General features: G+C 60.1%; 21 protein-coding genes and 1 riboswitch. Of the genes, 12 read left to right on the plus strand and 9 right to left on the minus strand.

The genetic code is table 11. The annotated features are described in order from the left end of the window. Window positions 1-243: 243 nt before the first annotated feature. Window positions 244-1,164: a polyphosphate kinase 2 gene (gene ppk2, locus ACXHXG_RS02985; RefSeq protein WP_283049440.1), complete on the plus strand. Its 921-nt coding sequence runs from the start codon at window positions 244-246 to the stop codon at window positions 1,162-1,164. A gap of 161 nt (window positions 1,165-1,325) precedes the next feature. Here ppk2 and ACXHXG_RS02990 read toward each other — a convergent pair whose 3' ends face one another. Together ACXHXG_RS02990 and ACXHXG_RS02995 are read right to left on the minus strand one after the other, a co-directional pair. Then, window positions 1,326-3,263, minus strand: coding sequence for a methyl-accepting chemotaxis protein (locus ACXHXG_RS02990; protein ID WP_457898447.1), 1,938 nt, complete (start codon window positions 3,261-3,263; stop codon window positions 1,326-1,328). Window positions 3,264-3,492: 229 nt separating this feature from the next. Beyond that, a complete protein-coding gene (locus ACXHXG_RS02995) occupies window positions 3,493-4,500 on the minus strand; it encodes a DUF4424 domain-containing protein (RefSeq protein WP_457898448.1) in 1,008 nt (335 codons plus the stop codon). A gap of 126 nt (window positions 4,501-4,626) precedes the next feature. Here ACXHXG_RS02995 and ACXHXG_RS03000 point away from each other — a divergent pair, with 126 nt between their 5' ends. From ACXHXG_RS03000 to ACXHXG_RS03010, 3 genes are all read left to right on the plus strand, one after another. Then, window positions 4,627-5,367: a TlyA family RNA methyltransferase gene (locus ACXHXG_RS03000; protein ID WP_285167924.1), complete on the plus strand. Its 741-nt coding sequence runs from the start codon at window positions 4,627-4,629 to the stop codon at window positions 5,365-5,367. After that, entirely contained in the window at window positions 5,364-6,614 is a 1,251-nt protein-coding gene (locus tag ACXHXG_RS03005) for a class I SAM-dependent RNA methyltransferase (protein ID WP_457898449.1), read from the plus strand. Before ACXHXG_RS03000 ends, ACXHXG_RS03005 begins: the two co-directional genes overlap by 4 nt. 288 nt (window positions 6,615-6,902) lie before the next feature. Next, window positions 6,903-7,196 (plus strand): GIY-YIG nuclease family protein, encoded by a 294-nt coding sequence (locus ACXHXG_RS03010; protein WP_285167920.1) that lies wholly within the window; start codon window positions 6,903-6,905, stop codon window positions 7,194-7,196. Window positions 7,197-7,520: 324 nt separating this feature from the next. Here ACXHXG_RS03010 and ACXHXG_RS03015 read toward each other — a convergent pair whose 3' ends face one another. Both ACXHXG_RS03015 and ACXHXG_RS03020 read right to left on the minus strand, forming a co-directional pair. Continuing rightward, entirely contained in the window at window positions 7,521-8,273 is a 753-nt protein-coding gene (locus ACXHXG_RS03015; RefSeq protein ID WP_285167919.1) for a crotonase/enoyl-CoA hydratase family protein, read from the minus strand. 10 nt (window positions 8,274-8,283) lie between these two features. Further along, window positions 8,284-10,062, minus strand: coding sequence for an acyl-CoA dehydrogenase family protein (locus ACXHXG_RS03020; RefSeq protein WP_285167918.1), 1,779 nt, complete (start codon window positions 10,060-10,062; stop codon window positions 8,284-8,286). A 202-nt stretch (window positions 10,063-10,264) separates the two neighbouring features. Here ACXHXG_RS03020 and ACXHXG_RS03025 point away from each other — a divergent pair, with 202 nt between their 5' ends. From ACXHXG_RS03025 to ACXHXG_RS03035, 3 genes are all read left to right on the plus strand, one after another. Next, window positions 10,265-10,528, plus strand: a complete 264-nt coding sequence (locus tag ACXHXG_RS03025) for a type II toxin-antitoxin system ParD family antitoxin (protein WP_104825001.1) — start codon at window positions 10,265-10,267, stop codon at window positions 10,526-10,528. After that, window positions 10,525-10,824 (plus strand): type II toxin-antitoxin system RelE/ParE family toxin, encoded by a 300-nt coding sequence (locus ACXHXG_RS03030; protein WP_457898450.1) that lies wholly within the window; start codon window positions 10,525-10,527, stop codon window positions 10,822-10,824. Before ACXHXG_RS03025 ends, ACXHXG_RS03030 begins: the two co-directional genes overlap by 4 nt. A 160-nt stretch (window positions 10,825-10,984) precedes the next feature. Continuing rightward, window positions 10,985-11,986, plus strand: coding sequence for a transporter (locus tag ACXHXG_RS03035; RefSeq protein ID WP_104825000.1), 1,002 nt, complete (start codon window positions 10,985-10,987; stop codon window positions 11,984-11,986). A gap of 76 nt (window positions 11,987-12,062) precedes the next feature. Here ACXHXG_RS03035 and ACXHXG_RS03040 read toward each other — a convergent pair whose 3' ends face one another. Next, window positions 12,063-12,533, minus strand: a complete 471-nt coding sequence (locus tag ACXHXG_RS03040; protein WP_104822199.1) for a BA14K family protein — start codon at window positions 12,531-12,533, stop codon at window positions 12,063-12,065. Window positions 12,534-12,823: 290 nt separating this feature from the next. Here ACXHXG_RS03040 and ACXHXG_RS03045 point away from each other — a divergent pair, with 290 nt between their 5' ends. After that, a complete protein-coding gene (locus ACXHXG_RS03045; protein ID WP_457898451.1) occupies window positions 12,824-13,777 on the plus strand; it encodes a glycoside hydrolase family 25 protein in 954 nt (317 codons plus the stop codon). 60 nt (window positions 13,778-13,837) lie between these two features. Here the strand turns inward: ACXHXG_RS03045 and ACXHXG_RS03050 are convergent, their stop codons facing one another. Both ACXHXG_RS03050 and ACXHXG_RS03055 read right to left on the minus strand, forming a co-directional pair. After that, window positions 13,838-14,926 (minus strand): FAD-binding oxidoreductase, encoded by a 1,089-nt coding sequence (locus ACXHXG_RS03050; RefSeq protein ID WP_457898452.1) that lies wholly within the window; start codon window positions 14,924-14,926, stop codon window positions 13,838-13,840. Between the two features lie 2 nt (window positions 14,927-14,928). Continuing rightward, complete coding sequence (locus ACXHXG_RS03055; protein WP_457898453.1) at window positions 14,929-16,173, minus strand: aromatic ring-hydroxylating oxygenase subunit alpha; 1,245 nt, start codon at window positions 16,171-16,173, stop codon at window positions 14,929-14,931. A 102-nt stretch (window positions 16,174-16,275) separates the two neighbouring features. Further along, window positions 16,276-16,479, minus strand: a riboswitch (cobalamin riboswitch). Window positions 16,480-16,814: 335 nt separating this feature from the next. Here ACXHXG_RS03055 and ACXHXG_RS03060 point away from each other — a divergent pair. Genes ACXHXG_RS03060 through ACXHXG_RS03075 form a run of 4 tightly spaced genes read left to right on the plus strand, consistent with a single transcriptional unit; the run spans window position 16,815 to window position 20,527 of the window. After that, on the plus strand, window positions 16,815-17,426 hold the full coding sequence (locus tag ACXHXG_RS03060) for a DUF6656 family protein (RefSeq protein WP_457898454.1): 612 nt from the start codon (window positions 16,815-16,817) through the stop codon (window positions 17,424-17,426). Window positions 17,427-17,483: 57 nt separating this feature from the next. Further along, on the plus strand, window positions 17,484-18,458 hold the full coding sequence (locus tag ACXHXG_RS03065; RefSeq protein ID WP_457898815.1) for an L-threonylcarbamoyladenylate synthase: 975 nt from the start codon (window positions 17,484-17,486) through the stop codon (window positions 18,456-18,458). A gap of 34 nt (window positions 18,459-18,492) precedes the next feature. Then, the gene (locus ACXHXG_RS03070; protein WP_457898455.1) at window positions 18,493-19,923 is read left to right on the plus strand and encodes an FAD-binding oxidoreductase; all 1,431 of its coding nucleotides are present in this window, start codon (window positions 18,493-18,495) and stop codon (window positions 19,921-19,923) included. Between the two features lie 52 nt (window positions 19,924-19,975). Beyond that, the gene (locus tag ACXHXG_RS03075; protein WP_104822192.1) at window positions 19,976-20,527 is read left to right on the plus strand and encodes an MOSC domain-containing protein; all 552 of its coding nucleotides are present in this window, start codon (window positions 19,976-19,978) and stop codon (window positions 20,525-20,527) included. 79 nt (window positions 20,528-20,606) lie between these two features. On the opposite strand, the gene ACXHXG_RS03080 is transcribed toward ACXHXG_RS03075, so the two are convergent. Both ACXHXG_RS03080 and ACXHXG_RS03085 read right to left on the minus strand, forming a co-directional pair. Then, window positions 20,607-23,591, minus strand: coding sequence for a DNA translocase FtsK (locus ACXHXG_RS03080; RefSeq protein WP_285167914.1), 2,985 nt, complete (start codon window positions 23,589-23,591; stop codon window positions 20,607-20,609). 215 nt (window positions 23,592-23,806) lie between these two features. Then, window positions 23,807-26,311: a DUF1217 domain-containing protein gene (locus ACXHXG_RS03085; RefSeq protein ID WP_457898456.1), complete on the minus strand. Its 2,505-nt coding sequence runs from the start codon at window positions 26,309-26,311 to the stop codon at window positions 23,807-23,809. Between the last annotated feature and the right edge of the window lie 115 nt (window positions 26,312-26,426).

Below are 26,426 nucleotides of genomic sequence, written 5' to 3' on the forward strand. Positions count from 1 at the left end.
GGGCACAGCGCGTTGATTTGAATGCGCAAAGGTCGCTGGCTTTGAAGCCAATGTATCCAGCCCGCTTTTGCTGATTAGAATTGAGCACGACGTTCTTCGCCCTGCATCTTGCAGCAATCAGTCATCTAACTGTCATGAACAAAGCGGAACTTGCTGCAATGCAGGGACAGGCATGTTGGCGCTTTTAAGTGCGATCATGCATCGACTGCTGTCGTTAGCTGCCATCGAGAAGCGGAGAGAACCTTGAACAATTCAGACAAAGAGCACCAGTATTCCGACTGGCTTGAAGCGGAACTGGCCGATACGCTAGACGAAGACTATGAGTTGGAACTCTCGGAACCGGCTCTTTCCGAAGAGATCCGAAAGATTTACCAGAAGGCACATCCGGCTGCGATGCCGCGTATCGACTACTTCCGCACCTTGCTGTCGCTACAGGCCGAACTGATCAAGCTCCAGGATTGGGTGACCTATCACAAGGAGAAGGTCGTCGTGATCTTCGAGGGCCGAGACTCGGCGGGCAAAGGCGGGGCAATCAAGCGGATCACCCAAAGGCTCAACCCGCGCGTTGCCCGGGTCGTCGCGCTGCCGGCGCCATCCGACCGCGAGAAGTCCCAATGGTATTTCCAGCGCTATGTGCCCCATCTGCCGGCGGGCGGCGAGATCGTTCTCTTCGACCGGTCCTGGTACAATCGCTCCGGTGTCGAGCGTGTGATGGGCTTTGCGACGGAAGATCAGGTCGCGCAGTTCTTTCACGACGTACCCGAGTTCGAACGCATGCTGGTTCGCTCCGGGATTCGGCTTGTCAAATACTGGTTTTCGATCACCGACGAGGAGCAGCAGCTTCGCTTCCTCGTGCGCATCCACGATCCCTTGAAGCAGTGGAAGCTCTCGCCGATGGATCTGCAGTCCCGCGTGCGGTGGGAAGCCTATACGAAGGCGAAAGAAGAAACCTTCGCGCGTACGAACATTCCGGAAGCGCCCTGGCACATCGTCGAAGGCAATGACAAGAAGCGCGCCCGCCTGAACTGCATCGACCACCTGCTCAGGCAGATTCCCTATGAGGACGTGCCTCACGAGGACATCACCCTGCCGGAGCGCGTCTTCAACCCCAACTATGAGCGCAAGGTGCTGCCGCCGGAGCTTTACGTTCCGTCCAAGTACTAGGGAACGCTTTCGCGGTAGCGCTGGCCAAGGGTCATAACCACCCTCGGCAGCTACCGCTCACCGATATCTGTCTCGCCTCGAAACAGGCGAGACAGATCTCCCCGACCTCCGATGCCCGTCAGAAAGAGCATCAGAGGTTCGGCGTCATCAAGACGCCAGCCTCAGAACTCCTCCCACTCATCCTGGGCAACAGCCGCCGCGGTGGCCTTGCCGCCAAACGCCTTGGCAACCGTGCGGCCCAATGCCCTCGCAGGCGAAGCAGCCGGTCGGGACTGGGCAGTAACGGCTGCGGGACGTTTGGATTCACGGGGCAGGTCACTCAGACGGAACTGGTGCAGGAGCTCATTGAGGGAGGCTGCCTCGCGGGCGAGTGCATGGCTCGCCGCCGTCTGTTCCTCGACCATGGCGGCATTCTGCTGCGTGCCCTGGTCCATATTGTTGACGGCAGTGTTGATTTCCTGCAAGCCGGTCGACTGTTCGCGGGTGGCGATGACGATGGCGCCGACGTGGCGGTTGATCTCCTGCACTTCGGAAACGATCAGCTCCAGCGCCTTGCCGGTTTCGCCGACCAGCGACACGCCGGTGTTGACCTGATCGCTCGAGGTGGTGATCAGTGCCTTGATCTCCTTGGCGGCGTTGGCGGAACGCTGGGCCAGCTCGCGGACTTCCTGGGCGACGACCGCGAAACCCTTGCCGGCATCACCGGCGCGGGCAGCTTCGACACCGGCATTCAGAGCCAGGAGGTTGGTCTGGAAGGCGATATCATCGATGACGCTGATGATGTTGCTGATCTCACCCGAGGACTTTTCGATCTGCTGCATGGCGGAGACCGCCTTGCGCACGACATCGCCGGACTTCTCAGCGCCCTGACGGGCACGTTCGACGAGATGGCCGACATCTTCGGCGCGCTTGGCGGAATCGCGAACCGTCGTCGTCACCTCTTCGAGGGCTGCTGCGGTCTCTTCGACGGCGGCCGCCTGCTGCTCGGTGCGGCGGGCAAGATCGTCGGCGGCCGAACGAATTTCGCCGGCACCGGCATTGATCGCCGAAGCATTGTGGCCGACCGACTGCAGGGCGGCTTCCAGCTTTTCGACGGCATTGTTGAAGTCGACGCGGACGCCGTCGAGCTGCGGTGCGAAGGTACGCTCGAGGCGCGCGGCGACATTGCCGGAGGCCAGGGCGGCAAGCCCGCCGGCCAACGCCTCCATCGCGAAGCGGATCTCGCCCTCTTCCCGCGCCTTCTGCTCGTCGTTCATCTGGCGTTGACGCTCGGCATCGCCGCGCATGCGGTCGGTCTCGCCGGCAAGACGCAGTTTCTCGATCGCCGCTTCCTTGAAGACGACGACGGCGTCAGCCATGCGGCCGACTTCATCGCCGCGGCCGATGGCCGGCACGTCGATATTATGTTCGCCGCCGGCAAGGCGGGCCATCGCGACAGTCATGCCGACGATCGGGCGAACGATGGTGCGTGCGAGCAGCCAGGCAAGCACGGCTGCGGCCAGCGAGGCAATGATACCGCCGGCAATCAATGTCAGGCGCAGTTCGCTGTTGGCATCATCCTGGATGGCCGACTGGGCATCTGCCTTGGCGCGGGCAGCCTGCTTGATCTTGGCTGCAGCCTCACGGAAACCGTCAAGCTGACCCTTCGTCTCGTTCTGGCCGATCTTGACGATCTGGTCGAGCGGCATTTCGGTTTCCTTGCGCGCCTTCATCTGCGGCTCGGCGAGCTGATGGAAATAAAGATCGGCCGCCTTCTGCATGCCGTCGATCGCGGCAAGCAGGTCCGGCTCGTCGGCGGCAACCGTCTTGGCGGCCGCCATGCTCTTCAGCATGCGATCGCGATTAGTGCCGACGTCGCCATAGGTACTATTGCTGCGCAGCAGCAGGAAGCCGCGCAAGTTGACCGCCTGTTCCAGCATGGCCTGCAGGGAATCATCGATCAAATTGACCAGCTGCTGTGACTTGACCTGTTCGGCGGCAGCCGCGGTCGATACTTCTTCCTTGGCGTAAACGAATACGGAAACGCAGGCGAAGATAGCGATAAGTGCAGCAAAGGTGATGGCGAGTTTGCCATTCAAAGAAAGGTTCTTCGCAAACATGGGCAAGCGCCTCCTGAGCGCCGGTCCTGGCGAACATCGACGAACCCGCTGGGGGAGCGTGGCCGGATGCTCCAAAATTCAGGGGAGAGGCATGATTGGGCGCGAGACGCGCGAAGCCGTCATGGCAGGCGGTTATCCCCGAAAAGGACAATCGCAATCCCATGCATAACTAGATGCTACAACTTTAAAATTATTTAACTGAGTGCCGTGCAAGAGGCGCAGCAATACTCTAATTCTGAGATCCGGCATTGAGGATCAGAATATCGAGATCGTGCTCAGGAGAAAAATCCTCTGCGGTCATCTGAAAACTCGTGGGGCCGATCTTCTTGACGCCGCTGCCGCAGAAGCTGACGTAGTTATCCGGGCTGCCCTTATCGACCGTTAGCTGAAAATGCTTGATCGGACCGGACCAGTTGGCGCCCGTGCTCAAAACGTAGGAAATCCAGCTTTCGGTATAGGCGCGGCCGCCCTTGTCGGAGGCTGCGGATAGTTTGGTCGCGGTTTTAAGGAAAGCGTCGTCCACGCAATATTTGGTCTGATAGATCTTGAGCTGCTCCTTCTCGTAGTCCTCGTTGCCAGCAAAGGTGATGGCGACCGTGCCGCCGACACTCGGCTTATAGCGGTGCTGCACGCTGATCTTGGCGCGGGCCGGAAATTTGGTGCGCCACCAATAGGTCGTGTGCAGGGTCCACATCGGCGTCGAGTGATGCTTCATGCCCTGGCCGTCACTGTCGTATTCGTCATCGGCAATGAGGCCTCGCGCCTTCCAATCCTCGAGCACATCAGGCGGCAGCTTCGCAACCGCGTTGAACGCGGCTGCGCCGAGCGGTCGCAGCGGAATATTGTGCGCCCTCAGCTCGGCCGTCAGATCGATACCGGAGACTGTCACGTTCTGCTGGAGAGTCGGCGTGATCGGTTTACCGTCCTGCGTGACGGTGAATTCGAGGAAATTGTCGGCATCGGCGTCCTCGATGGCGACCGTGCTGTCGAGGACGCCCTCGATATCCGGCATGGGGAAGGCGACAACGCTTTCGACATCCTTATCCGAGGTGTTCTCAAAGATATAATCGACCTTCACCTCCGTCGGAGAAATGAAGAGCTTTTCGTCATCCATGCTGATATCGCCGGTGCGGACATAAGCGAGGCCGCCGGTCTTCAGTTCCGCCATGCTATCGTTCGCCAAGGCCGACGTGGCAAGCATCGCCAGAGCCGTCGCATAGCCGCAAATCCCGCGCATCCGAGCCCCCATCTACTGCCGGTTTGCGGCGATTATGGCGAGATACCGCATAGCGTCAACGCCGACATTCGCCACCATCAACACAAAACGCTTGCAACGCAGACCATTGCCCGGCATGGACAGCCCATGTCCGAACCGCAACGCCTCGACCAGCTTCTTGTCTCCCTCTCGCTTTTCGCCAGCCGCTCGCGGGCGCGCGACGCCATTCAGCGCGGTACGGTGACGGTTGACGGCAAGATAGTGAGCAAGCCCGGCGCATTGTTTACGGAAGATGCGGAGATCGCGATCGATGATCCCGCTCAGGATTACGTTTCGCGGGCCGCGCTGAAACTGGTGGCCGCGCTGGATCATTTCCAACTCGATCCGAAGGGGCAGCACTGTCTCGACGTCGGCGCCTCGACCGGCGGTTTCACCGAAGTGCTGCTGCAGCGAGGTGCGGCTCATGTCACCGCTATCGATGTCGGCCATGGGCAGATGCATCCGCGCATATCAGCCGATCCGCGCGTGACCAATATCGAGGGACTGAACGCCCGCAATCTGACAGCCGAAGACATTGGCGAGCCCGTAACTTTCATCGTTTCCGACGTCTCCTTCATCTCGCTGAAGCTGGCGCTGGCGCCGGCTCTCAGCCTTGCAGAACCAGGCTCGCGCTGCGCGCTGCTGGTGAAGCCGCAATTCGAGGCCGGACGCGAGGCGATCGGCAAGGCCGGTCTGTTGAAGGACCCCTCCTCCGCGCCAACGGTTGCGGCGGAGCTGGAACGTTGGCTCATCGAGGACATGGGCTGGCGCAGCCTCGGCCTCATCCCCTCGCCGATCGCGGGCGGCGACGGCAACCAGGAATTTCTTCTCGCAGGGATCAAGCCATGAGCACCGAAACCGTGACCATCCAGAAGCTCGGCGCCCAGGGCGACGGCATCGCGCAAGGCGCCGACGGGCCGATCTACGTACCCTTCACGCTGCCCGGCGAGACGGTTGCCATCGCGCGAGTGAAGAGCCATGGAACGTTGATGTCGATCGCGGCGGCCTCGCCCGACCGGCAGGAGCCACACTGTCGGCATTTTGGCCCCGACGGCGTCAACGGCACTTGCGGCGGCTGTGCGCTGCAGCACTATGCCGATGCGCCCTATCGCGCCTTCAAGCGCCAGCTCGTGATCGATGCATTGCGCTCCAAAGGGCTGACGCCAGAGGTGGACGAGCTCATCGCCGCCCATCCGGGCGAGCGCCGGCGCGTGGTCTTTGCCGCACGCAAGACCGAGAAGGACATGCTGATCGGCTTCAATCAGGCCGAAAGCCACCATATCGTCGCCGTTCAGGAGTGTCCGATCGCCTCGGCCGGGATCATGTCGCGACTGCCGGCGATCAGGGCTGTCGGCGCGGCTCTCGCTGTCAGCGCGGAAGCATTTCGCATCTCCGTTCTGGAGACGCTCTCCGGCCTCGATATCGCTGTCGATGAGGTCAAGAAACTCTCCGACAAACAGCGGCGCAGCGCCATCGAAACCGTGCTTGCCCTTCGCGGTATCGCCCGCGTCTCCCTGAACGGCGAGATCCTGGTCGAGCCGATGAAACCTATGGTCGAGTTCGGCGACGTTCGGGTTTCGCCGCCGCCGGGCGCCTTCACCCAGGCGACGAAGCCGGCCGAAGAGGCTATGGCCGAGCTGGTCGCTTCCCATGTCGGCAAGGCGAAGCGCATCGCCGATCTCTTCGCCGGCAGCGGCACATTCTCGCTGCGTCTGGCGCGCATCGGCCGCGTGCATGCCGTCGAAGGCGAAGACAAGCCTTTGGCTGCCCTCGACTACGCAGCGCGCAACACGCAGGGGCTGAAGCCCGTAACCATCGAACGCCGCGACCTTTTCCGCCGGCCGCTGATGGCGCAGGAACTGAAAGCCTACGACGCCGTCGTCTTCGATCCGCCGCGCGCCGGTGCGGAGTTCCAGAGCAAGGAACTGGCTCGCTCCGCCGTCAAAAAAATCGTCGCCGTCTCCTGCAACCCGCTGACGCTCGCGCGCGATCTGGCCCTGCTGGTTGAAAGCGGCTACCGCATCACAAGGGTCACGCCCATCGACCAATTCCTGTGGAGCTCACACGTTGAAGTGGTGGCGGCGCTGGAGAAGTGACGACACGAACTTGGGGGCCGACCCTCGTGGTTCGAGACCGCCCTGCGGGCCTCCTCACCATGAGGGCGGAGTGAGATCGCATAGTCTTCATCTCAACCTTCTCTTTCTTCGACAAAATCGGAACGAGTTTGGGATTCTGTGCCGAGTTTTGGAAGGCCAGGAAAGATTAGCCCTCATGGTGAGGCGGGAGCGAAGCGACCCTCGAACCACGAGGGCGGATGAGGGAAAAGAATTGATCATTCAGTACACTTAATGGTAGAGAAATTCATCCCTGCTTGAAAGCTCGTCATGGAAGCTACCGTCTACATCCTTCGCTGCAGTGATGGCTCCTATTATACCGGTCTCACCAAACAGGAGATCGAAGCGCGGGTATGGGGGCACAATGCGGGCATCTACGATGGCTATACCGCCAAACGCCGGCCGGTCGAATTGGTGTTTCATGAAGTCTATGATCGGATCATCGATGCGATTGCGCGAGAACGACAGATCAAGGGTTGGTCGCGCCGGAAGAAGGAAGCCTTGATTGCCTTGAATTACGAAGCCTTACCTGCCTTGTCGCGACGGGGACCCGCAACGAAATAGCGATAACGTCAACTCTCCGGGCCACCTCGCCCTTCGAGGCTCGCTGCGCTCCCGCCTCAGGGTGAGGCGGAGAGAGTGCTATGGTCGCGGCAAAGCCAGAAAATGGCTTCTCTTCTGGATCGGCGAGTTCCTCTGCAACACAGAGGCAGGTCATAGTCAAATCCACAGTTCTCGGCCGAAAGCAGGTAAGGTTTTCGGGGGACGCTATGAGAAACAGATGCGATCGGAGCAGCCTCGTGGTTAAGCGAGCAGATCAGCCCTCACCCTGAGGCGGGAGAGCAGCGACCCTCGAAGGGCGAGGGCGGGTGAGAGAAAGAATATACCTCACCGCTTCATGAACGCCTCAAACGCCGCCCGAGCCTCCGCGCTCTTCAACTGCGCCGCAAAGTGCCTTGCTTCCACGTCGATACGGGCGAGAATATTCTCGGCGGAGCCGCGTATCAGATCACGTGCGATCCGCAGCGCTTCCGGCGGTTTGGCTGCAAGTTTGGCGGCGAGCGCCAGGGTTTCGGCTTCCAATGCCTCCGGCGTGGTGACCTTCCAGATCAGACCGGCATCCTTTGCTTCCGCGGCGGAAAAGCCCTCGCCGAGGGCGAGCAGAGCGAAGGCGCGCTGATGGCCCATGACGCGCGGCGCGATCAGGCTGGAGGCGGCTTCGGGGACAAGGGCGAGATCGACGAAAGGCGTCTTGAACAGGCTGCGGTCGGAAGCAATCGTCAGGTCGCAATGGAGATGGATCGTGGTGCCGATGCCGATCGCCAGGCCGTCGACACCAGAGATGACGGGCTTCTTCGCCGTGGCCAGCACGCCCAGGAAGTCCAGCACCTCGCGGCCCATGCTGCCGCTCATGGCGAAGGCGAGGAAATCGGCAAGATCGTTGCCGGCGGAAAAGCAGCCTTCACTACCAAGGAAGGCGGTGACGCGGATATCCGAGGCCTCATCCGCCGCCCGCAGAGCGTCGGTCATCGTCTGATACATGGCGCGGGTGAAGGCATTTTTCTTTTCCGGCCGGTTGAAGCGGATCACCTGCACATGGGGGGCAGTCTCAGGGCGTTCGATCAAAATGTGGTCGGTCAAGTGTATGTCCTTAAGCAAGAGCGATGCGCGCAGCTTCGAGGCTGGAAGCGCCGGCGACGATGCGATCGGTGAGTGCGGTGGTTTCGGCCAGCATGTTTTCCGCAGCAAAGCGGCAGAGCGCAATGCGCTTTTCGCCCTCGCCGTCCGCAACATCCACCAGGCCGCCCTTGGCGAGATAGCAGCCCGTGAGTACGAGGCCGAAGAGCCGCTGATAGGGTGTGGCCCCCGCCAGTGCCTCCGCGATACGGCCCTCCGCCTGGCGCGCGAGAAGCCATTCGCTTGCCGCCTCGAGATCGGTGATAGCGGCATAGAGCCGTGTCGCCGTGTCGCCGAAACCGTCCAGATTGGATTTGGCAACGGTATCGGCAATCTCGCGCAGTTCGTGGGTGAAGCCACGCATATGATCACCATTGGTAATTGTCAGCTTACGCGTTACGAGATCGATCGCCTGGATGCCGTTCGTGCCTTCATAGATCGGCGCGATACGGGCGTCGCGCAGCAGGCGGGCCGCACCCGTCTCTTCGATAAAGCCCATACCGCCATGCACCTGGATGCCGAGCGAAGCGACATCGACGCCGGCATCGGTGGAAAAGGATTTGGCGATCGGCGTCAGCAGGGCGGCGCGCTCCTGCCAGTGCCGTGCTCTGCTGGGATCGCGATGCGACATGTCGATCGCCTCGGAGCAGGCATAGCAGATGGCGCGCGACCCCTGCGTCAGCGCCTTCATCGTCAGCAGCATGCGGGCGATATCGGGATGTTCGATGATCGGGCTCATGCCTGTCGCTGTCGTACCTGGAGCCCGCCCTTGCGTGCGCTCTTTTGCGTAAGCGATGGCTTTTTGTGTCGCGGCCTCGGCGATCGCCACACCCTGAATGCCGACGGCGAGCCGCGCATTATTCATCATCGTGAACATGCAGGCGAGGCCCTTGTTCTCTTCGCCGACGAGCCAGGCAACGGCCCCCTTCTCGGTTCCGTATTTGCCGTCGCCATAGATCATCGTGCAGGTGGGTGAGCCGTGGATGCCGAGTTTATGCTCCAGCGAATGGGCGAAATAATCGTTGCGCGCACCGAGCGAGCCGTCATCGTTGACCAGGAATTTCGGCACCAGAAACAGGGAGATACCGCGCGTGCCTGCAGGCGCATCCGGAAGGCGCGCAAGCACGAAATGGACGATATTCTCCGCCGCCTCATGATCGCCCCAGGTGATGAAAATCTTCTGGCCGTATAGGCGATAGGTGCCGTCATCGCGGCGTTCGGCGCGGGTGCGCAGCGCCCCGACGTCGGAGCCGGCGTGCGGCTCTGTCAGGTTCATCGTGCCGGCCCATTCGCCCGAAACGAGTTTTGCCAGATATTTGCGCTTAAGGTCCTCGCTGCCGTGAGCGATCAGCGCCTCGACCGCACCCATGGTCAGCGTCGGCGCGAGACCAAAGGCCATGGAAGCGGAATTCCACATTTCCAGCGTCGCAACGTTCAGCATGTGCGGCAGGCCCTGGCCGCCGAACTCCTCCGGCGCCGTCAACCCGTTCCAACCGCCGGCAATCCAGTCGCGATAGAGTTTCTCCCAGCCATCGGGCAGCACCACCTTGCCATCGACGAGTTTGGAGCCCTGCCTATCGCCGATCTCGGCCAGCGGTTCCATCACGTCCCCGGCAAAACGGCCGGCCTCGGTCAGAATGGCGTCGACGACATCGCCGCTGAGATCGCCGAGGCGTCTCTCCTCCATCGCTTGCCCCATGCCAGCGACATGCTTCAGCGTAAACGCGATTTCCTCGACCGGCGCCTTGTACATGGTGTCTTCCTCCGTGGTGACGATGCCGACAGTCTACCTCACCCAAGCTATCGGCCGCATGATGTTTATAGCTAATTGATTTTTACGTAAACGTCAATTTTGGGCAGGCACCTCAATGTATCGAGACAAATCCGCATTCACTTCCCTGAATGATTTGTGCTAACAATTATCACCTTGGTTATACGCTGGAAGAGGAATGAACATGGCTAGCAGCGCAAATCTTGGCAAGCGGCTCGAAAGCTATGTGGATGAACTCGTAACAAGTGGACGTTACAACTCCCGCAGCGAAGTCCTGCGCGAAGGCGTTCGCTTGGTCGAAGAGCGAGAAAAACGCCTCGCTGCGCTCGATACCGCGATTGCACAAGGCCTTGCGGATGTTAAAGCAGGGCGAGTGGAGCCTCTTGAAGAGGTTGCTGCCAGACTGACTGCAAAATACGAAAATATGGCAAAAGACCGCCGCTCGTGATCGTCGTTTTCTCCGCCAGAGCTCAAGCCGATGTTGAACATATTGGCGACTACATTGCTCAGGATAATCCCCAACGCGCGGCAAGCTTCATCATGGAGTTTGTCAAGCGGTGTAGGCATCTAGCGGACATGCCGTACCGCTTTCCGCTGGTACCGCGCTATGAACACACAGGCGTCCGCCGCTTCCCGCATGGTGCCTATCTCGTTTTCTATCATGTCAGCGAAGACGCCGTAGAAATTCTGCATATCTTGAATGGCGCCCAGGATTTCGAAGCAATTTTGTTTCCCGAGACCTAAGTTACGTCGAAAACTAACTGGCGATCCTCCAATCGGCCTTGCCCCACCTGCGGCATATCCGCCTTCCTGCGCGATTGTCGCGCCATAGCCGGGACTTGCATAAACAATCGTCATGAACAATGAGTATGGCAACTCCCTTGACGATGCGAACAACTCGGCCATGAACACGATCACATCAGCCACCACGATACCTGGCCTCATCTGGGCCTATCGCCTGCGTCCCGGCGCGAATAAGCCGGAGCGGCTGTCCGATGATACCGATCGCGCCACGCTGTTTGCGGACGATGGTTTCCTGTGGCTGCATCTGAGCCTTGTCGATGCCCGCGTACCCGCTTTTCTTGAGGATGCGCCAGGTCTGAACGAACCTGCCCGTGTAGCGCTGACGACGCATGAGACGCATGCGACCATCACCGTCGACGAGCAGATGCTGTTCGGCACGCTGGTCGATTTCCAGCGCGAATTCGATCAGGATACGCGCGACATCGGCTGGCTGCATTTCGTGCTGACCGACCGCATGCTCATCACCACCCGGCTGCAGCCGCTACGCAGTGTTGAGCGGGCGCGCATGCTGATCGAAAAAAACGCAGCCAAATTCACCCGGCCGCTCGATATATTCGAGCTGCTGGTCGTCGAGTTCCAGCGCACCCTCATCTCGCTTGTTATCGAGATGACCGAGGAGCTCAATCTCATCGAGGATTTCGTCTACGAGAACGCGCCGCGGGACGAACGCCGGCGATTGGCGCCCGTGCGCCGGACGATTGTGCGCCTGCACCGGCATCTGCGCACCGTTTTGACACTGATGCGGCGCGCTGCAGCATCTGACGACGAAGAGATGCCGCTCGGGTTCGAGGATGTCGCCGGCCGATTGACGGGCCGGCTGGAGGCGGTCGATCACGATGTCTACGCGCTGCAGGAGCGCGCAAGGCTGCTGCATGAAGAAATCGACTCGAAGCTTTCCTCCGAGATCAACCGCCATCTCTATATTCTGTCGATCATGACGGCCTTCCTGCTGCCGCCGACGCTGGTCACCGGCTTTTTCGGCATGAACACGTCAAATCTGCCGTTTTCAGGCGGCGGTGCCGGCACGGAATATGCCGTGGCCCTCATCATCGCTTCGATGGTACTCGCCTGGTGGCTGCTGAAGCGGGTCAACATTCTCTGACGGCAGGGCGTTCAACCATGAAAAACCGCCCGGCGAGTGACCGGGCGGCTGGGGCTGATAGGTTCAAATCTCTCGCTCAATAGAAGGGCGAGTAGCACTGCTGCCGGGGACCGCGATTGGGCTGGAACGTATTGTCATAAGCCCGGTAGGAGCGGTAGCGCGCCTCGCACCATTCGACGTGGCGCGGGTTGATACCCCCAGCCGGAGCTACATAACGCGGCTGGCTGGCAATCGCGCCGCCGATGATGGCTCCGGCGCCGAAGGCGGCCAGCGGGTACCAATAGCCATCATAATAGCGATAACCATAACGATATCCCGGATAACCGCGGTAGCCGCCATACCAACCACGGCGATAATACGGATAGTATCCGCCGTGATAACCGCCATAGCGGCGCCACTGAACCTGCTGAACGTCGGCAGGGGCGGCCTTGTCTGCCGCCGCAACGGGCGCGGCAGGCATCTGCATTGCGAAGGACGGGGTGAAGCTCGTCAGAGCCACAGCGGCCGAAACAGCGATAGTCGCAATTCTTGCACGGAAACCAAGCATTTATATCTCCATTCCCTGGCTTACATTGTGCTTAAGGCAATGAACGTTCCTAATTGGGGAAGGTTCCCCAAACAGGGTTCGAATACCTGCTGCGCCGCGCGTCCAATATGACGCGGCGGGACGTAGCGGCGCATAGTGTTTCCCTTAAATCGGTACAAATTTAAGGGGTTATGCGGACCCAACGGTAAATTTTTAGCGATCCCATCCTTAACCAGGGATTAACCACCGATCCTTACCATTGTTTCATGAAGGGATACCGGCAGACTCACCCTCTGATTTGCAGTTTCCTGATGGTTCTGGCGCTGCTCGGACCGGCTTCCCCGCTTGCGGCCGCTGAGAACCCACCCTGGAACGATCCCCAGAACGCCCTTATCGTCGATGCCTATGAGTTGAATACCATCGATTGGGATCAGCTTCTGCAGGACAAGCGCATAGCCGCTTTCATCTCCAAGGCTTCGGACGGCCTGCCAGAGAGCTTTAGCTGCACGGGCGATCATGCCGGCGACACCTTTGCGCACTGCAAGACGATGTGGCGCAAATATGCCGTCAGTCGCGAGCTGTATCAGACGCGTCGTATGCTGGCCAAGATGAACGGCCTGCTCTGGGGCGCCTACCACCTTGGACGGCCCGGCAACCCGGTCGACCAGGCCAATCATTTTCTGGATTATGCCGATCCGAAACCGGACGAATTGATGGTGCTCGATATCGACGGCTTGGACGCGACCCAGTTCATGTCGCTCGATGACGCGCAGATCTTCGTTGGTCACATCAAGGTGAGAACAGGCCGCTATCCCATTCTCTATACCAATCACAACACCGCCCGGTATATTGCCGATCATCGCGAGGACTATCCGATCCTGTCGCGGCTGCCGCTGTGGTATGCCCGCTACAAGCCCGATGTGAAGGGCACCTTCCCGCTCGGCAATTGGGACAATTATGCGCTCTGGCAATTCTCCTCATCCGACAATTGCTCGGAGAAGACCTGTCCTTACCGGGTGCCGGGGACGCTTACCGATATTGATGTCAATGTCGTGCCGATGACGAAGGTGCAGCTCGCCAAGATCTGGCCGCAGGGCGATCTGCTGCCCGCAAAGCCGGAACCTGCACCCATGATCATTGCTAAGGGACCAAGCTGTACCTCACCGCTGCAGACGCTCGTCTCGCTGATGGTCGACCCAATCGTCACCGCCGCAACGCAGCCGAAGACGGTCGAGATCAACGAGTTGAATTATCAGGATTTCTAGCGCATCCGCTATCGGGCGGGAGCCGCCCGATAGCGGATAAGTAGTCTCGATTCAAAAGGCTTAGGCTTCTATCTGCACATCCGTTTTAGGCCGCGAACAGCAGGCCAGAATGTAGCCTTCGTCGATTTCGTCGTCGAGGATGCCGCCATTATGGTTCATCTCGACCTCGCCCGACAGTTTCATCACCCTGCAGGTGCCGCAGAGACCGGATTCGCAGGCAGCACCGATGCGTACGCCGGCGCCGCGCGCGGCCTGCAGGATCGTCTGGCCTGGGGCGCAGGCGACATCCCTGCCGGCCATGGTGAAGCGGATCGAGGTCGCCGCGTCCGTCGACGCGTCATCGCTGACTTCGGCCAGCGGCGTTGCCGCCTGCGCCGGCTGGAAGCTTTCCTGATGGTAGCGCGCCATGTCGAAGCCGTGGGCTTCCAGCATGGAGCGGACGGCATCCATGAAGACTTCAGGGCCGCAGCAGAAGATGGTGCGTTCCATGAAATCTGGCGCGAGCAGTCCGATCTTTGCCTTGTCGATGCGGCCCTTCAGCCCCGACCAGAGATCGGTGCGGCCGCAGCCTTCGACGATGAAGCCGAGATCGAGGTTCGGCATGAAGCGGGCGAGATATTCCAGCTCCGAGCGGAAGATGATGTCGGCGGGGCTGCGCGAGCAATTGACGAAGGTGATGTCCGACAAGGGCCCTGTGTCGGCCATGTAGCGCGTCATCGCCATCATCGGCGTGATGCCGGAGCCGGCCGAAACGAAGAGATATTTTTCGCCGGGATGACGGATGTGGCTGAAATCGCCGAGCGGGCCGAAAGCCTTGATGCGCATACCGGGCTTCAGGTTCTCGAACATCCAGCGCGTGCCGATGCTGTCCTTCTGCGCCTTCACCGTGACGGCCACGGAAAAGGGCCGCGACGGTGTCGAGGAAAGCGTGTAGGTGCGCATGACCGGCTCGGGCGCCGTCGGCAGTTCCAGGGTTACGAACTGGCCCGGCAGATAGCGGAACCAATTATCCTTGTCGGAGCGGAATGTGAAGGTCATCACATCGGGCGCTTCCGGCGTTGCCGACAGGCATTCGAGCAGATGCTGCCTGTCGCTCCATGGCTGCATCTGATCCAGGTGCTGATGACGGAGAGAGATGGTCATGTTCATACTCAGGCAACCGCCGACAGCTTGGCCTGATCGCCCTGCAGCCGGTTGATCATGAAATTCGAGTACCACTCGACGAACTGCATGACGCCGCCCTCGTGGAGTTCCGAATAGGGGCCGGGCTCATAGGCCGGCGAGCGTATACCGAAGGCATTTTCCTCGACGATGCGACGGTCCTGATCGTTGGTTTCCGTCCAGACATGGGTCAGTTCCTCGAGGTCATAGTCGACGCCCTCTACCGCATCCTTATGCACCAGCCATTTGGTGGTGACCGCGGTTTCCTCGGCGCTGATCGGCAGCACGCGGAAGGAAATGGCGTGGTCGCCGAGAAGATGGTTCCACGTTGTCGGGTAATGGAACAGGATCATCGCACCGATATTGTTGATGGTGACGTCAGGCGATAGCGGCCGCTTGACGGCGCGCCTGCCGGACATGGTGTAGCTTTCAGCCCCTTCGATCAGCGGCATGCGGGCGGCGCGGAACTGACCATCGGGTGCGATCTTGAATTGGCTCGGCAAGCCGGCGGCTTCGCAGCGCTGCCAGTGCTCAGTGATGAGGGGATCGTTCATCGCACCTTGTACACCCGTGATGGTCGGCGCTTCCGGGTAGGTACGGCAGAGCTCCGGATGATTGGCGGCGCAGTGATAGCACTCGCGATTGTTCTCCCATACCAGCTTCCAATTGCCCTTTTCGATAATGGTGCTCTGGAAGGCGACCTTCGTCTCGCCGATGCGATGCGGCGCCATGTAAGGCTCGATCGCGGCGCGGACCGGGGAGAAATCCGGGGCGTTTTTCGCCAGACAGATGAAGATGTAGCCGCCGACGCTCTCGCAGTGAACCGGCTTCAGGGAGAACTGGCTCTTGTCGAAATCCTCCGCCATCTGCCGGGCGAAGAGCAGCGAACCGTCGAGTTCGTAGGTCCACTGATGGTAAGGGCAGACAAGCTTGGCCGAAGAACCGCGCTCGGATGCGCAGACACGCGAGCCGCGGTGGCGACAACTATTGTGGAAGGCGCGGATGACCTGATCCCGGCCGCGGACGATAACGACGGGATAATCGCCGACCTGGACCGTGAAATAATTGCCCGCCCGTGGCACTTCGCAATCATGGCCAATGAACAGCCAGTCGCGATAGTAGATCATCTCCATGTCGAGCTTGAAATAATCGGGGTCGGTGTAGAAGGCGTGCTCCAGGCTGAAACCCTGGCGGCGGTTCTTCAATTGTCGCAAAACGTCGGTGCCGATATCCATGTGCCTATCCTCGTGCAATACCAGGCAGTAGGCAGAGGACATGCACCGGCCGGCCTTAAACAGCCCAACGCATTACCCCCCGACTGCCCGCCGCGGTCAGTGAAATCTATCATCCCCAAGGCTGGTTTCCGGGCTCTGGAGCGGTCCTCAAGAGGACCCCATGGCGCCTTCCCAGGTTGTTTTCGACCCAGTGGCTTTATCTGCCATGCCTCACTCCACCACCGTTGCGGGGGCAGCGCCGGATTTTGACCGGCTTCCCAATTCTCCGCCTCCCTAATAGACGGCACCTTGAGATTGAGGTCATCATAGCTCCCGCGTCGCGCGTCGCTCTGCTGCAATGCGACATCGGCTTCGAAATTGGCGACAGGTGAAATGAAGCTTCGAAATGACGCGAATTTTGTTGCGATAATACGAGGCAATTCAAGCTATTAGCCTGGCGCTGGCGAGACGATCGTCCGCGCGAACCGCTCTGCGCTCCATGACGCTTTATCTTGATTGCGACAGACCGGTCGGCGGCGATTTTTGGGGACGGTCTTGTACCGCGGAGAGTCCTTCACGAACCGTCAGCCTTGGGCGCTTAAGCCCGGCTCAAGCTAGGCGATCTATCAACTGCTATCCATACCCATACCGTGAGTGCCGCCATGGCCAAGCTCAGATATTTCGACGCCAAGAAGCCCGCCGAACCGGAACCGGAATTGCCGGCGGCCTCCCATAGCGAATTCCTGCGCACCGGCCGTATCACCCGCGACAGGGCGCATTGGCTGGCCGAAGAGCGGCGCTATCTCAGCTATGAGGAAGTGGCCGAGCGCACGGCGAATAAGCTGCGGAATGCTGGCGAAAAGACCCATGATCGGCTGAACAGCTTTCACCAATCGATTCGTTTTCCAAAGCTGATCTTCCATCACACGCTGAAGGACACGCCGCATCTCGGTTATTGCCATGTTACTGCGGCGCGAACGCAATTTGCGCAGTATGAAGAGGTGAGCTGGGCCTTCTACATCGCCAACTTCTTTGCCCGCATCGGGCAGAACGACAATTTCTTCGAAAATATCAGCCTGAAATATTCACGAATGTATTTTGCCGTCGCCGTTTTGCCGGATCAGGAATCGCCGGAAAAGAAACTGACGATCAACCGCGAGATCCGAGGCAATGGCGTACTCTTCCACACGCACGATCCGCAGATCGCTATCCGCAACGTGCTGCTGCTTGGCGCACGCAACGAACAGCTCCGCGACATCATTCGCCAGCTTTGATCATTGATCCCCAAACTTGAAAAGCATAAGAACGGCCTGAACTACAACGGTCAGGCCATGGCGCGACACATAGACATTCTCCAGGATCCCGAAACGGCTATAGCTGCGGCGTCGGAAACGCTTGCCGAGGGGCTGCCGATCGGGTTGCCGACCGAGACGGTCTATGGGCTTGCCGCCGATGCCACCAATCCCGCTGCTATCACCCGAATCTACGAGACTAAGGGCCGGCCCCGCTTCAATCCGCTGATTTGCCACATGAGCGATCTTGCCATGGCGGAACGCCATGCGATCTTCGACCCGATCTCGCGGAAGCTGGCCGAAGCCTTCTGGCCCGGTCCGTTGACCCTTGTGCTGCCGCTGCGGCCGGAAAGCGATATCCATCCGCTGGCGACCGCGGGGCTTGATACGATCGGCATCCGTGTGCCGCAGGGTTTTGCGGGCGAGTTGATCCGCGCCTTCGGCCGGCCACTCGCCGCCCCCAGCGCCAATACGTCCGGCAAGATCAGCGCTACCAGCGCCGATCATGTTCATGACGATCTTGGCGAACGGATTACGCTCATCCTCGATGCCGGCGCTTCGGTCGTCGGCGTTGAATCGACGATCGTCAAGGTTGAAGACGGGGAGATGCGGCTGCTGAGGCCGGGGGGCCTCGCGGCGGAGGAGATCGAACGGATCGCGGGTCAGCTCCTCAAGCGCAAGAACGGTGCCTCGCCGGCCATTGAGGCGCCAGGCATGCTTGCCTCCCATTACGCGCCGGGTGCTGCGGTGCGGCTCGATGCGACTGCTGTTTTACCGGGCGAGGCGTTGATCCGTTTTGGCCGGCCGGACATTGCCGGTGCGGAGAACGCGGCCATGGTGCTCGATCTCAGCCCGTCCGGCGATCTTGCGGAAGCCGCCGCCAATCTGTTCGATTTCATGAAACGCGCCGATGGCAGCGGCGCGGCAATGATCGCCTTTTCCAGCATTCCCGACGAAGGCCTCGGCGAAGCCATCAACGACCGCCTGCGCCGCGCGGCCGCGCCCAGAGAGTAAATCCGGTCAAAGACACATCGGCAAAGGACACGCCATGAGCAGCTCCGCCCCCTCCTCCGCCCTTCTGGATCGCTTTGCCGCGATCGTCGGCGAAAAGCATGCCGTGCAGGACCCTGCGGAGATCGCACCGCATCTTATCGAAAATCGCGGGCTCTATCACGGCGCATCGCCCCTGCTCTTGAAGCCGGGCTCGGTGGAAGAGGTTTCGGCAATCCTGAAGCTTGCCAGCGAGACCGGCACGGCCATCGTACCCCAGACCGGTAACACCGGCCTTGTCGGTGGCCAAACGCCCCGCGAGGGCGGCTCTGACATCATCCTCTCATTGGAGCGCATGAACCGCATCCGCGACATCGATCCGGTCGGCAATACCATGATCGTCGATGGTGGTTGCATCCTGGCTGATGTGCAGAAAGCGGCGGAAGAGCATGGCCGCATGTTTCCGCTGTCGCTCGGCTCCGAGGGCTCCTGCCGCATCGCCGGCAATCTCTCCACCAATGCCGGCGGCACGGCCGTTCTTGCCTACGGCAATATGCGCCAGCTCTGCCTCGGCCTTGAAGTGGTGCTGCCAACCGGCGAAATCTGGAACGGCCTGCGGCGGCTGAAAAAGGACAATACCGGTTACGACCTGCGCGACCTCTTCATCGGCGCCGAGGGAACGCTCGGCGTTATCACCGGCGCGGTGCTGAAGCTTTTCCCGCAACCGCTTGGCCATCAGGTGGCTTTTGCCGGTATCCAATCGACCGAAGACGCACTGACACTGTTCAAGAATGCGGCCAGCCTCTGCGGCCCGGCGCTGACCGGCTTCGAGCTGATGCCGCGCATCGGCGTCGAGTTCACCGCTCGCCATATTCCGGGCGTGCGCGATCCGCTGGAAACAGTGCATCCCTGGTATGTGCTGATCGATATCTCCACATCGGATTCGGCCGAGACCGCGGAGGGGATGATGACGACGCTGCTGGAGCAAGGTTACGAGGCCGGCCTGATCCAGGATGCGACCATCGCCAATTCCGAGGCGCAGCGGAAGGCGCTGTGGCACATGCGCGAGAGCATGTCGGACGCGCAGAAGCCGGAGGGCGGCTCGATCAAACACGACGTCTCCGTGCCGGTCGCGCAGATCCCGAAATTCATGCACGAGGCGGAGAAGGCAGTGATGGCCGCCATGCCCGGCGCCCGCATCTGCGCTTTCGGCCATATGGGCGACGGCAATATCCACTACAACATCTCGCAGCCCGTGGGAGCGGACAAGGCGGAGTTCATCGGCCGCTGGCGCGAAATGAACAAGATCGTGCACGGGCTGGTGCTGCAACATGGCGGCTCGATCTCCGCCGAACACGGCATCGGGCAATTGAAGCGCGACGAACTGGCTTCGATCCGCCCTGAAATCGAGATGGATCTGATGCGCCGGATTAAGACGGCGTTCGACCCGGCAGGGATCATGAATCCGGGAAAAGTCCTCAAGATCTGAGAGCCGGTTGGCTGCCTTAAACGGGTAGCAACACGCTATGGAAGGGTTCGGCATGGGCGACAAACGCGTATATGTGACGTCAGTCAGCAGCAGCGGCGTGCATAGTTTCAGCAAGCAGAACAAGGATCACATTCAACTGCTGACGGGGCTCGGCGTGGAAGGCGACGCGCATATGGGGGTGACGGTAAAGCATCGCTCGCGCGTCGCGGTCGATCCGACGCAACCCAATCTGCGTCAAGTGCATATTATCCACGAGGAGCTGTTCGACGAACTCACAGAAAAGGGATTCTCTGTTGCTCCAGGCGACATGGGCGAGAATATAGCGACCCGAGGGATCGACCTACTTTCCCTGCCTCAAGGGGCGCGCCTGCATATCGGCGAGGAAGCGATCGTGGAAGTGACTGGGCTTCGCAACCCGTGCAAGCAAATCGACGATTTCCAGAAGGGCCTGCTGCATGCGGTGCTCGATAAAGATGCCGATGGCGGTCTGATCCGCAAGGCTGGCATCATGGGTATCGTCTCGCAGGGTGGCCGCGTGCAACCCGATGACGCCATCCGCGTCGAGCTGCCGCCGCTGCCGCATATCAAGCTCGAGCGCGTCTGATAAAAAAGAAGCGGCCTTCCGTTGGAAAGCCGCCTCGTTATGCCGCTCTCATGTCGCGCTAGCTTTGCAGCCTGCTTGATCAATCGAAATCGTCTTGGCCCGAATTGCCGCCGCCATTGCGGTTGCCCGAGATGATCTCACGCTTGCCGACATGGTTGGCGGGGCCGACCAGACCGTCCTTTTCCATGCGCTCGACGAGCGAGGCAGCGCGGTTATAGCCGATGCCGAGGCGGCGCTGGATGTAGGAGGTCGAGCACTTCTTGTCGCGCATGACCACCTTGATCGCCTGTTCGTAGAGATCGTCGCCGTCTTCCGAGGCGATGGCGCCCTTGTCGAAGACAGCCGTGTCTTCTTCCTCGTCGTCTTCTTCCTCGTCGGCGGTGACCGTATCGAGATATTCCGGCCGCCCTTGAGTCTTCAGATGTGCGACGACCTTTTCGACCTCTTCATCCGAAACGAAGGGACCATGGACGCGCGAGATGCGCCCGCCGCCGGCCATATGCAGCATGTCGCCCTGGCCGAGGAGCTGCTCAGCGCCCTGCTCGCCGAGGATGGTGCGGCTGTCGATCTTCGAGGTCACCTGGAAGGAGATGCGGGTCGGGAAGTTTGCCTTGATCGTGCCGGTGATGACATCGACCGACGGACGCTGCGTCGCCATGATTAGGTGGATGCCTGCGGCGCGCGCCATCTGCGCCAGACGCTGGATCGCGCCTTCGATTTCCTTGCCGGCAACCATCATCAGGTCGGCCATTTCGTCGACGATGACGACGATATAGGGCATCGGCGTCAGGTCCATTTCCTGCTGTTCTTCGATCGGGGCACCCGTGCCCTTGTCGAAGCCGGTCTGGACCATGACATGGATCGTCTCGCCCTTTTCACGGGCCGAAGCGACGCGGCTGTTATAGCCGTCGATATTGCGGACGCCGAGGCGCGACATCTTGCGATAGCGATCCTCCATCTCGCGCACGGCCCATTTCAGCGCCATGACGGCCTTCTTGGGATCGGTAACGACCGGGGTCAGCAGATGCGGGATGCCGTCATAGACAGAAAGTTCGAGCATTTTCGGATCGACCATGATCAGGCGGCATTGCTCCGGCGTCATACGATAGAGCAGCGACAGGATCATCGTGTTGATGGCAACCGACTTGCCCGAACCGGTGGTGCCGGCGACCAGCAGATGCGGCATCTTGGCGAGTTCCGCGATGACGGGCTCGCCGCCGATCGTCTTGCCGAGGCCGAGCGCCAGCTTGTAGCCACTCCTCTCGAAATCCGCGGACTCGATCATTTCGCGGAAATAGACGGTCTCCCGGGTGACGTTCGGCAGTTCGATGCCGATGACATTGCGACCGGGAACGACGGCGACGCGGGCTGACAGAGCCGACATCGAGCGAGCAATATCGTCGGCAAGGTTGATGACGCGCGAGGATTTAACGCCGGGAGCCGGCTCGAATTCATAGAGCGTAACGACAGGGCCGGGACGAACATGGATGATCTCGCCCTTGACGCCGAAGTCTTCGAGCACGCTTTCAAGAAGGCCGGCATTCTGCTCCAGCGTTTCCTGCGTCATGATCACGCCGGTCCGGGCGGCAGGCTCCTGCAGCAGTTCGCGGGGCGGGAGCTCATATTCACCCTCACCGCTGCGGGCGATCGGCCGCCATTCCGGAAGAGCCAAGGCATTAGCCCTGCGCGGTGTAATCTGCGACGGCGGCGGATCGATCAGACGCTGTTTGGCGGCTTCGACGGCGGGAATGACCGGCTTTGCTTCAACCATGGGAGCGGCCGCAGCCGGCGCCGGCGTGCGAACCGGTATCGGCGCGACGACCATGACCGGAGCCGGAGAAGGCAGGCTCGGAGCCGCAGCCGGCTGAACCTCGACAATGGCCTCTGCCTCACCGGCAAATACTGCGGTGACGAAGGCGGGCGGGATGAACGCGACAGGTTCCGTCACCTTTGCGTCCGCTTCGACCGGCGCTGCGGCCTCGATCGAGGCCGGCACAAAGGGCGCCAGTACCGCAGCTTCGAGCGCGGCAAGCTCGTCCATCACGAATGCGCCGACCGGGGCCGGCTCCATAGCCGGAGCAGGTGCGGCGGAGGCAACGGCCGTTAAAATTTCGGTCTGTAGCGGTGAGTCTACGGCAGGCGACGGGCGGCGGCATTCGACGACGCGGAATTTCGCGACGATCGATTCGACCTCAGATTGGATCTCAGGAACGAGCATCGGCTGGACCGGCTTGCCCTTGATGGCGGAGAGGAATTCACCATCGAAGGGCATGGCGTCCCAGAAGGCGAAATCCGAGAGATGGGCAAGCCGCGATTCGACCACAGGCGCGGCGACTGATTCTTCAACTTTCGGCAGCGACGAGGAGGCATCCAGCGCGATCGCGGGAGCTCTATGGAATGCGGTAGCGATGACGGTCATCTCCAATGCGTCCGGCTGCATCGCCGGAGATTTCTGAATTACGGTAGGCTTGAAGGTCTCACCCACGAACGGCATGTCTTCCCATGGCGGCAGTTGGAATTCTGCCGACTGGTCCATCTGCGGACGATCGATAGAGCCATGTGATTCGGGCACCGGCGGCTCAATGACGCGCATTGCGGCGTGGTTGACGGCCGCGGGCGCCGAGGTGGGCGCAGGTTCCACGGGCGGACGCCGGCTGATGATCTCGGTCTCGCGCGTGCGGGTGAAACGGACGTTCGGTCCCATCAGGAAGGCGTTTTGCCAGCCGGGCGAGGCAAGCTCCTCTGCGGAGATCCCGTGCGGCGTGACAGGCATGATGGGGCCGCTTGCCGCCGTGCTGGCTTGCAAGGCCTCCACGACAGGTTTTGGCGCGGCGGCGATTCGCAGGCGAGCTTCTTCGGCATGCCGCAATTCCTCGGCACGGCGCTGTTCTTCCGCGCGCCGCTTTGCTTCGCGCGCATTGCGGATTTTTTCTTCCAGGAATGCGCGGCGGGCAGCGATCTGCTCGGCCCGGCGGGCCTCTTCTGCGACCTGCTCCGGGTCCGGCTCACCCTCCTGCTGGAAGCCGGTTGCCGCATTCGAAATGTTCGTTCGAGAAAGACGCATGAGACCTGCAACCCAGTCATTGATATTGCCGATGGCTTCTCAAATCGAATAGGGCAAGGACGGTTAATAAGTTCCTTCTTATCGGCCTCGAACGCACTTATTCCGCGTCTCCAGAACCCGAGGGCGACCCATACCGGCACGGCTGCAACAGGTATGCCGACGGCTTTCGCGCCGCACATCGAAGCGGCGCGAGGCATCAATTTTGGCGCTGTTCGTTATTTATTGGAAAGCTGGGCGATCGAAAGCAGCGTATCGGCACTGATGCCGACGCTCGAGGAACCCGACAGAATCGATAGGGCGGGCGATGTCGACGAAGTGGTGTTGTTCTCGATATCGTACATGGCGGAGAACCGCTGCAGAAGCTTGTTGACCTTGTCCGGGTCCTGCAGGTCGGTGACATCAAGATAGCTGCCCAACACCTTGGCCTGCTGATCGACATCCATCGAGGAGATCGAGCTCGGCAGGTTAAAGGTCGTCGTCATGACCGAATAGAGCGCGCTATCGCCCATGATGTCGTAGATGGAATGGATGTCGGGCGCCTTACGCTGGAAATAAAGCGCCAGGCGAACACCAGGATTGGTCTCTCCCTGTTGATCCTCGAGGGTCTGATGCAGGAAGAGGTCGTTCGTCTGAGAGATCGCGCCTTGGTTTTGCGCCGTACCCTGTTTCGCGTCCGTCAGGTTTCCATCCGTGTCGAAGTTGAACGCCTCGACAATGCTCTTGAACTGAGCGCCATCATCCGTGTTGACGAAGCTCTTGGAGTCAGTCGTATCGGAGGCGAAGGCCTTCTTCAGCGTGGCGGTGGTGACCTTCTTCGGGTCGATGCCATTGGCAGTCAGGATGAAATCGGTAAGCTTGCTGTCAGCGAGAAGGTCACTGACACTGGTGATCTTAACGATATTGGTCGCGAAATAGGTAGCGGCATCCTTGGCGTCGCTGGTGGCCTTCGTGAGCTGAGCGCCCGTCAGTCCGGCCCGCTTGTCGCTGGAATATTCGGAAATGTAATTATTAATCTGCGTCTCCGACAGAGCCTGGACCGGCTGCTTCAGCTTGCCATCGCTGCCGAAGTTGAAGGCCTTGGCGAGATCGGTGAAACGCGTGTCCTTGAGCGAGTTGACATAGCTCTTCGAATCGTAGGGATCGCTTTCAAGAACCTTCTTCATCTGCGTCTTCGACATCTCGTCCGAGCTGATGCCGTAAGCGCGCAGCGCCATTTGGTAGAGCTCGGGAAGATCGTCATTGGAATCGTCGCTGTCGGCGGTCGCATTGGTGGCGAAGAAGTCGTCAATATCCTTCACGCTGGCGATGCGGGTCTTGTAATTGTTGACCGCATCCGTGGTGAGCGACGTCTGCGACGTCGCGTAATTACTCATATAGCCGGTCGATGCCGCATTGATCTCGGCCTGAGACTGCGCCACGTCGCCGGACGCCAGCGTACCATCCGACTGGAAGTTGAACGCCGCAACAACGTCGGTGAGGCCAAAAATGGAGGCAGTCTTGGAGTCGGCGAACGCGTTTTTGAATACGATAGCAGGGGTGCTCGCATCGACCCCATACGCTGTCTTGACATAATCGAAGAGCCGCGTGTCCGAGGTCAGTTCGTCGACCGAAGTGATGGAACCGATGTGATCCTTGTAATAAAGATCGTTATCGGTAGCGCCGACCTCGGTCGTGTATGAGGGAACGGTGGAATTGTAGGCGCTCATGACCTCGGCCGTCTGGCCGAGCGTCTGCGGACCGCCCGGATAGTTGGTTGCGTAGGCGGCCGTCGTCGTGCTGAGCTGAGTGGAGGACTGCGCTTGCGAGCCGCTGGCAACCGTGCCGTCGGCCTGGAAATTGAACTGCGCCATCACATCGATGAGCCCGTTCGTCTTGGCAACACCCGCATCCTCGGCCGAGGCATTGAATTGGTCGGCCGTGATATAGGTCGGGATGTCGAAAGCGATTTTGACATAGTCGAACAGCTTGGGATTGGAGGTAAGCTGGTCGACGGAGGTGATCGAGCTGATCTGGTTCTGATAATAGGTCGTATCGGCGTCCGCCGTCGACGTCTTCACGCTTCCGTCGGAATTGAAATTGAATTCCGCGACGAGCGCCTTGTCGGCGGCGCTGCCGTTCTGATTCACAAAGCTGGTCGAATCGCTGACATCACTCGTCAGCATCTTTTTCAGAGTTGAATTCGACACGTAGGTCGGATCGATCCCGTAGGCCTGCAGCACGTAATTGCGCAAGCGCGTATTGCTAAGGAGATCGTCGACGGTTTTAACGCTGCTAATGTTCTGGCTGTAATAATTGGTTTCAGTCTCGGCGTTGGTTTCCTCAGTCGTAAAGGACTGCTGATAAAGACCGACCAGATCGCCTTCCTGTTCACTGGTTTGCGCCGTCGTATCGCTGCTCGTGCCGAAATTGAACGCGGCGGCGAATTCCTTGTAGCGCGAATCCGTCAGCTTGTTCGCGAAACTAGTGGAGTCGCTGAGGTCGCTGGTCAGCACCTGTTTCATAAAGGCCTTGGCATAGGTCATGTCCGAAAGGCCGTAAGCTTCCATAGCGTAGCTATAGAGCTGATAGTCGTTCATGAAATCGTCGACGCTGGTGACTTTGCCAATATTGGCATTGTAATAGTCGATCGCACGCTTGTTCTGCGTCTGCGATGCCACCTGATTGAGGGTCGTCGCCATGCTTCGGGTCGCGATCGAATAGCCAAGATAGGTGGATATCATCAGCGGGCGTCCAATAAATCTCTAATATATGGCGGCGAATCTATCGGCATTCTCGCAGATAAACCTTACCTGAGACTTACAATACTTCGGCCGCCGCGTGCACCAAATCGGCACG

This window comes from Rhizobium sp. LEGMi-198b, assembly GCF_054114205.1.

What these genes read in the sequence shown, in the direction of transcription:
- ACXHXG_RS02990 (WP_457898447.1), bottom strand. Translation starts at nt 3,263, where the DNA reads ATGTTTGCGAAGAACCTTTCTTTGAATGGCAAACTCGCCATCACCTTT.
- ACXHXG_RS02995 (WP_457898448.1), bottom strand. Translation starts at nt 4,500, where the DNA reads ATGCGCGGGATTTGCGGCTATGCGACGGCTCTGGCGATGCTTGCCACG.
- ACXHXG_RS03000 (WP_285167924.1), top strand. Translation starts at nt 4,627, where the DNA reads ATGTCCGAACCGCAACGCCTCGACCAGCTTCTTGTCTCCCTCTCGCTT.
- ACXHXG_RS03005 (WP_457898449.1), top strand. Translation starts at nt 5,364, where the DNA reads ATGAGCACCGAAACCGTGACCATCCAGAAGCTCGGCGCCCAGGGCGAC.
- ACXHXG_RS03010 (WP_285167920.1), top strand. Translation starts at nt 6,903, where the DNA reads ATGGAAGCTACCGTCTACATCCTTCGCTGCAGTGATGGCTCCTATTAT.
- ACXHXG_RS03020 (WP_285167918.1), bottom strand. Translation starts at nt 10,062, where the DNA reads ATGTACAAGGCGCCGGTCGAGGAAATCGCGTTTACGCTGAAGCATGTC.
- ACXHXG_RS03025 (WP_104825001.1), top strand. Translation starts at nt 10,265, where the DNA reads ATGGCTAGCAGCGCAAATCTTGGCAAGCGGCTCGAAAGCTATGTGGAT.
- ACXHXG_RS03035 (WP_104825000.1), top strand. Translation starts at nt 10,985, where the DNA reads ATGAACACGATCACATCAGCCACCACGATACCTGGCCTCATCTGGGCC.
- ACXHXG_RS03040 (WP_104822199.1), bottom strand. Translation starts at nt 12,533, where the DNA reads ATGCTTGGTTTCCGTGCAAGAATTGCGACTATCGCTGTTTCGGCCGCT.
- ACXHXG_RS03045 (WP_457898451.1), top strand. Translation starts at nt 12,824, where the DNA reads ATGGTTCTGGCGCTGCTCGGACCGGCTTCCCCGCTTGCGGCCGCTGAG.
- ACXHXG_RS03050 (WP_457898452.1), bottom strand. Translation starts at nt 14,926, where the DNA reads ATGAACATGACCATCTCTCTCCGTCATCAGCACCTGGATCAGATGCAG.
- ACXHXG_RS03055 (WP_457898453.1), bottom strand. Translation starts at nt 16,173, where the DNA reads ATGGATATCGGCACCGACGTTTTGCGACAATTGAAGAACCGCCGCCAG.
- ACXHXG_RS03060 (WP_457898454.1), top strand. Translation starts at nt 16,815, where the DNA reads ATGGCCAAGCTCAGATATTTCGACGCCAAGAAGCCCGCCGAACCGGAA.
- ACXHXG_RS03065 (WP_457898815.1), top strand. Translation starts at nt 17,484, where the DNA reads ATGGCGCGACACATAGACATTCTCCAGGATCCCGAAACGGCTATAGCT.
- ACXHXG_RS03070 (WP_457898455.1), top strand. Translation starts at nt 18,493, where the DNA reads ATGAGCAGCTCCGCCCCCTCCTCCGCCCTTCTGGATCGCTTTGCCGCG.
- ACXHXG_RS03075 (WP_104822192.1), top strand. Translation starts at nt 19,976, where the DNA reads ATGGGCGACAAACGCGTATATGTGACGTCAGTCAGCAGCAGCGGCGTG.
- ACXHXG_RS03080 (WP_285167914.1), bottom strand. Translation starts at nt 23,591, where the DNA reads ATGCGTCTTTCTCGAACGAACATTTCGAATGCGGCAACCGGCTTCCAG.
- ACXHXG_RS03085 (WP_457898456.1), bottom strand. Translation starts at nt 26,311, where the DNA reads ATGATATCCACCTATCTTGGCTATTCGATCGCGACCCGAAGCATGGCG.